Annotated in this window: 4 protein-coding genes; all 4 read right to left on the minus strand. The window is 57.9% G+C overall.

Features of this window, described 5'->3' with window-relative positions:
• Positions 1-660: methicillin resistance protein (locus VGU61_RS09450; RefSeq protein ID WP_326858866.1), on the minus strand; the 660-nt coding region annotated here is incomplete at its 3' end.
• Positions 661-988: 328 nt separating this feature from the next.
• Positions 989-2,605 carry an asparagine synthase-related protein gene (locus tag VGU61_RS09455; RefSeq protein ID WP_326858867.1) on the minus strand — a complete coding sequence of 539 codons (1,617 nt, stop codon included), beginning with the start codon at positions 2,603-2,605 and terminating at the stop codon, positions 989-991.
• Positions 2,602-4,017, minus strand: a complete 1,416-nt coding sequence (locus VGU61_RS09460) for an oligosaccharide flippase family protein (RefSeq protein WP_326858868.1) — start codon at positions 4,015-4,017, stop codon at positions 2,602-2,604. The genes VGU61_RS09455 and VGU61_RS09460 overlap by 4 nt, the downstream gene beginning before the upstream one ends.
• 43 nt (positions 4,018-4,060) lie before the next feature.
• A partial coding sequence (locus tag VGU61_RS09465; RefSeq protein WP_326858869.1) for a polysaccharide biosynthesis tyrosine autokinase occupies positions 4,061-5,846 on the minus strand: 1,786 nt, incomplete at its 5' end.

A 5,846-nucleotide genomic window follows, 5' to 3' on the forward strand; every position in this document is an offset into this window, starting at 1 on the left:
CGGGTCGACCGCGATAAAGAACTTGCGGCAACCACGTTCGGCGCAAGCCGCATCCAGCCGGCGCACGAACGCGTCCGAGTATGGAACCTCCATCCGCTGGCGCGCAAACGTCATCCGGTTCAACGCAAGAAACGCATCCAGAGGCAGATCGTCCCGCACCGTAAGATTGAAACGACCTTGCGCCTTTTTGCATTCAGCTCGTGTGGCATTGTCGAATCCGGCCCAGAGTTTGTCGGCGTCCTGCAGCTGATTCAGCACATAGGTGTAGCGGGTGGTCTGGTGAAAGCCGTTCCAGGCAAACGGCAGCCAGTTCGTGCGGCTGTGGTGCCAGTTCTGGGTGAAATAGTCGAACCGCGGCAGTTGGTCGATTAAACCCTGCATCAGATCCTTTTCACCGGCCAGCCTGGTTGCCGGCTTGCCTTCCGTCAGCCGCAGCCATGGCCCCAGCTTTTGCGTCAGGGCGGGCTGGCCCATGACCTTGAGCCAGTAGCGCCGATACGTGGTGTACGGCATGGCGGCGGCGACCTGCCCGCCTTTTTTCACGAGTGCGGCGTTCCAGTGGTCGGGGCCTGCCGTAGCATCAAGCCACCAATCGCGCGAGAAGATCGGCAGCGACGGCTCGCTTCTCGAAAATTCACGATACTGTGTCTTCGTATCCATCACTGAAAAATCCTATCGGCGGAATCGGAGACGTTTGCGCTCTTACCGTACGCGCACATAGTGGCCTCTTTGCGGTCACCAGAATTGAAGTAGCGGATTGCCCTTACCATCGCTCCCCCTTCGCCACATCGCTCGTCCGAAACCGACGAATGGGCATCGATCATTTGCGGGAAATGACTCTCTAACAAGTCCGGCTGCCTGCGCATGGCTAACGACGCGAACAAGCCGGAATCGGAGCCAGGACAATCCCGGACGCACGGTCTTACCGCATGTGCTGTGTGTTTGCATGCCGTGGAAAGCGGAAGATTGGTGATGAAAGCGTACATCGTCATCCATGGCGTTGAAGAAATTCATGTACCAGCATTCCATTCATGTGGTAACCATCACGCTGCAGGCGTCTTTTCTCGACGGTTGGAAAATGAGACACCACGTAACCGTTCGGAACGGCCTTCGGCAGGACGGTTTGCCGCAGCTTTCTGAGATGATCCTTTGCCCCGGGAAAAAATTGCGCGATGAACATGCGCATCAGTCTTTCCAGTCCGACGGCGTCCTCGGCGTTATCCAGGGATTCATGCACGTCGATGCCGGTCTGGGAAGCGTAGAGATGTTTCACATACTCGTTGTACCAGTGCCGGCCCATCCGCAGCTCAAGGGGAACGCCCTGCCAGAATCGGATGAAGTCAGCGTCCCAAAGAGGCAACCACCAGTCGTAGCCGAAGAATTCGTACACCCGCACCGAGTTGCAGATGAACTTCACCTGTCTTTCGCGCCACTCCCATTTTTCGCACATCGATGCGAATTCCACGGCTGACGCAATGGTTCCCATCTCGCCGGTGCCGGCGATACGAGTCTTCCAGATATCGCGTCCCGCGTCGGGCCCTGTTTTCCCGGCTGACCTGGTGTAATGCTGGCTTCGAATGTATTCGATCAACCCGGATGTGCTCGCCTTCCAACTGTCGCGAGCTTCCTCTGGAACACCAGTATGTCTCCTGACACAGGTGTGCCCTGGAACAAACACAGCATCGTTGCCGATCGTTCCGTTCTTTTTGAGCGTGCGAACCGCAACCCAGTCCTGTACATGCGGAAGACTCGACCAGCCCGAAGCCCATTTCTGGTAATCATGGCGCTCCTGGGTATTCCATGCGTCACGCCAGCATCTTTCGCTGTATTCGACGAAGCGCCATGGGATATTCAGCGCACGCGCGACCTTCCGGCTGTAATTTGCTTCCTTGTTGCCTTTTATGCCGTAGGTAAAAGCGATGACATTTTCATAGCCGTATTTGGCAAGAAGACTGGCAATGAGGCGGGAATCATATCCGCCGCTCAATGGAATGGCGATTTGTCGACCGTCCGCATACTGCACAAGGCGCTGTATGGCGGCATCGGCATGGCGCTCGAGCTGCTGTGCCAGCACGGTCTCTGTGTAGAGGTCCGGCTCCTGGTGCACTAGCCGGAAGTAACTATGCGTACGGAGCGCCGGCACGGTTTTTGTGCCGTCGACGATCAGCAGTTCGCCGGCCTGCAGCTGCTTTACATTCGGGTACAGGGTCTGGTTCCCGGTAACGAAACCGGTAAGCTGGAATTCGTCGCGCGCGACCGGGTCCATCTCGCGGTCTCCCACCTGCAGGCGGGCCCATTCGGCGTCGTCGCCGATGAATATGCTGTCGCCTCGCTGTCCATAGAACAGAGGAATGCTGCGGATTCTGTCCACCACCGCGACCGCGCCCTGCCCGCCTTGCCTCACAATGGCAAAGAACCCGTTCAGCCGCGACAACGCCTCGCTCCATGCGGCGACATCGAGCAGGGATTGCGGCAGTTGCGGATACAGGCTGTCCGGCGAGCGATGCAACGTATCCCCCGCGAATGCCGCGCCGCGCATATGCAGTTCAGACTCCGGCAATGACCGCCATTTCTGGTCGCTTAGTTCGACGATGATTTTTTTCATATCCAGGCGTTTTTCAACAAAAAGGCGTACCGGGCTGCGATAAGAAGGAAAGCCGCTGCCAGCGAGAAAAGCCAGAACGCCGGATCATTCGCACCTACGGTGGCCAGGAGCACGGGAAGCGACAGGACCGCGCCCCAGACAAGTGCGCCGGAACTTGGCCGCCAAATTTCTCTGGCCGTATTTCCGGATACGCGCATCACCCAGCCCAGATTGACCAGCCAGCATACCGCGCTGCCCAAAGCAAAAAGTGCAACGGCGACTGTCAGGTCCGCGAACCAGGCCCCGGCTGCAATGGCCATTGAACGAACTGCAAGCAACACAGCCTGGAAAACCATGCCGGTCGCCTGGCGGTCGAGGACCAGAATGATGGACGTCAGCGGCGCGGTGACGAAAACCAGGTACAACCATGGAGCGAGCCATTGCGCAAAGACGCCTGATGCACGCCACTCATTTCCGAAGGCATATGCAAAGACATCGGGTCCCGAGATGAGCAGGACAAGCATCGGCGGCATCCCGATATGCGCCAGCCGCCCATGGATACCCGCCACCAATGCGCCGAGCCGCCCGTCACGATGGGCCTGCGCCGCATCGGAAAAGAAGACCTGTCCGATCGACTGTCCAAGGAGTTGCATCGGCATTGAAAGGACGCGGTTCGCAAGCGCATACATGCCGGCCGCGGCGGGACTGAAAAAGACGGCAAACATGACCGGCGGCAGCTGTGCGCCGGCTGTATTGAACAAGGCGCCCCAGGTTGAAAACATCGGGCACTGCTTGTAGCGGCGGGCGACCGCAAACACGTCGGGAATCCTGATGGATGCCAGCAACGGCATCCGGTCCCGCAATACGCGAATGAACAGGGACAGCGACCCCGACCCTTGTCCTGCGATTTGTCCCACGACCAAAGCGGATGGCCCCAGCGGCGCACCGGCCAGCTGGATTCCCGCTGTGACGATCGACTGGCTGAGTTTGGTTTTGGCGATCGGACCGAACGCCTTCATGCGAATAGCCCAATGCTTCAGCACGTTATAGACTGCGGCCAGCATTGCGCCGAGCGGCACCAGGATCAGGTAGTCGGCGAGTTGCGGCGTATTTAGAAGACGTGCAAGCGGATGCCGCCAGATATAAAAGAAAATGGCGGCGGTCGAGGCCACGGCCAGGGTTGTGAGGAGACTCAGCAATAACAAGGCCGCGGCTTCCTTATCGTCCTCCGGCAAGGGGATCGCCTGCTCATACCGCAAACTTGCCACAACTGTTACCAGCGACAGCAACGACACGAATACCGCCAGCAAACCGAAGTCCTGAGGCGTGTAAAGGCGCGTCAGTATGGGCGCGGCGATGACCAGAATCGCCTGGGCCCCGACCGTGCCTCCGGCGAGCACGGATACCTTCAGCAAAAAGCGATTTTTGGGCATTACCCGTCGAATGAAAGGCAGCTTCATCATCGATCTCGTTCGCCTATTTGCTTTCGGCGAAACGGTACTTGCCGTATCTGGCGCCAAAACGGGCGCGGGCGAGATGCGATTTCGGATCATTGAAGACCGTTCCGGTCACGGTACTGCCCGATTGGCTAAGCCGCTTCACCGCTTCGTCGATTTCATCCACGGTACTTACGCCGCCGCGTACGATGTTGAATATCGCGCCCGCATGGGTGCCGACAATGGATGCGTCGGAAAACGGCAGTACCGGCGGCGTGTCGATCAGAACGAAATCGTACTGGGCCGATAGCCGTGCAAGCACCAGGGCGAAATTCGGATGCTCCAGCAGCTCGGCGGCCTTGCCCGGCAATTTTCCCGTGGCAATGAAGTCGACCTTCTCCACGACGCTGCGATGCACCGCGCTATCAACATCGATGTCCCCTCTGATCGCTTCAGCCAATCCATTCTCACGATCCACGCCAAAGTAGCGATGCAGGTAGCCGGTACGCAGGTCCGCGTCGATCAGCAGCACCCGCTTGCCGATCGAGGCGAGCAACGCAGTCAGATTCGCGGACACGAACGACTTACCTACTCCCGGCGTTGGGCCGGTAATCATGATGATGTTGTTTCGCGCATTGAGCATGGCGAACTGCAGCGTGCTGCGAAGATTGCGCAGGCTCTCCACTGCATGATCGGGAATTCCGTCATGGGACAGCACCGCAAGCTCTTTCGATTTGCCGGCGATCTGTGCGGATAATGCCTTTTGATCCTTGCTATGGTAAATCGTCGCACTGACCGGAAAGCCCAGAAGCTGCTCGACTTCGTGAGGGTAGTCGACCCTGCCGAACATGGTTTTCCTGACAAATGCGAACAGGACGCCGAGCACCAGGCCGACGGCCCCCGCCAGCGCGATCAGAAGAAGACGGCGGGGACTGACCGGCCTGAGAGGAGGTGCGGCAGCGTCAAGCAGGCGTGCATTGCCGACGTTGCTGGAAGCGATCAGCCGCAACTGCTGGGCGGTCCCCAGCACCGCTGTGTACACCTCCGTATTCACTTTTACGTCCCGTGTCACGCGCAGCAGTTCCTGCTCTACCGAAGGCAGTCGTTTCGCCTGCAAATCCAGTTTGGCCAGCTCTGTTGTCGCACCCCTCATTAGCTGGTTGATGGTGTCGATGGAAGGATGGTTGTTATTGAATCGGGTCAGCAGTTCAGCTTTCTTCTGCTTCAGCTCGAACAACTTTGTTTGCGTCGCCGCCGCTTGCTGCAGGAGCGTTTTTCCTTCCTCGCTGAGATCGACGGTACTGTTTTTGTTTCGCAGCGCGCTGAGCCGGGACTCCGACTGCTCGAGCTCGCTCTTGAGTTCCGGCAGTTGGGTATTGAGATAGATAAGTGACTTTTCGGCATCCCGGGATTTTCGTTCCTCGTTCTGGCGAATGTATTCCCGGCCAATCTCATCGACGACGTTTCCTGCAAGCTTGGGGTCTTTTGATTCCAGGACGACGCTGATGATGCCGGATTGTTTTCCTTTCTCAGCAATTTTCAACGATTCCTGTAGATACGCAATCATCTCGAATCGGGGAGCACGAATAAGGGTGAACTGGCCGCCGGGTTTGGCAAGAATGCTATCCACCCGCAGATCGATGACGCCGCCTTCGGTCCGGACATGCATCAGTTCGCCAACCTTGCCCCGGACATCGATCCCGAATTCCTCGTTCCGCAGATTGAAGAATCCGTCCGGTTCGGCGGTCAGCGTGAATTCTTCATTTTCCATTCTGGCGGGGACGTTGAATACCGATATGCCGGCTTGTTCCATTCCCCAAAGGTAG

The sequence above is a fragment of the Noviherbaspirillum sp. genome, from assembly GCF_035944575.1.
Classification (GTDB): domain Bacteria; phylum Pseudomonadota; class Gammaproteobacteria; order Burkholderiales; family Burkholderiaceae_D; genus Noviherbaspirillum.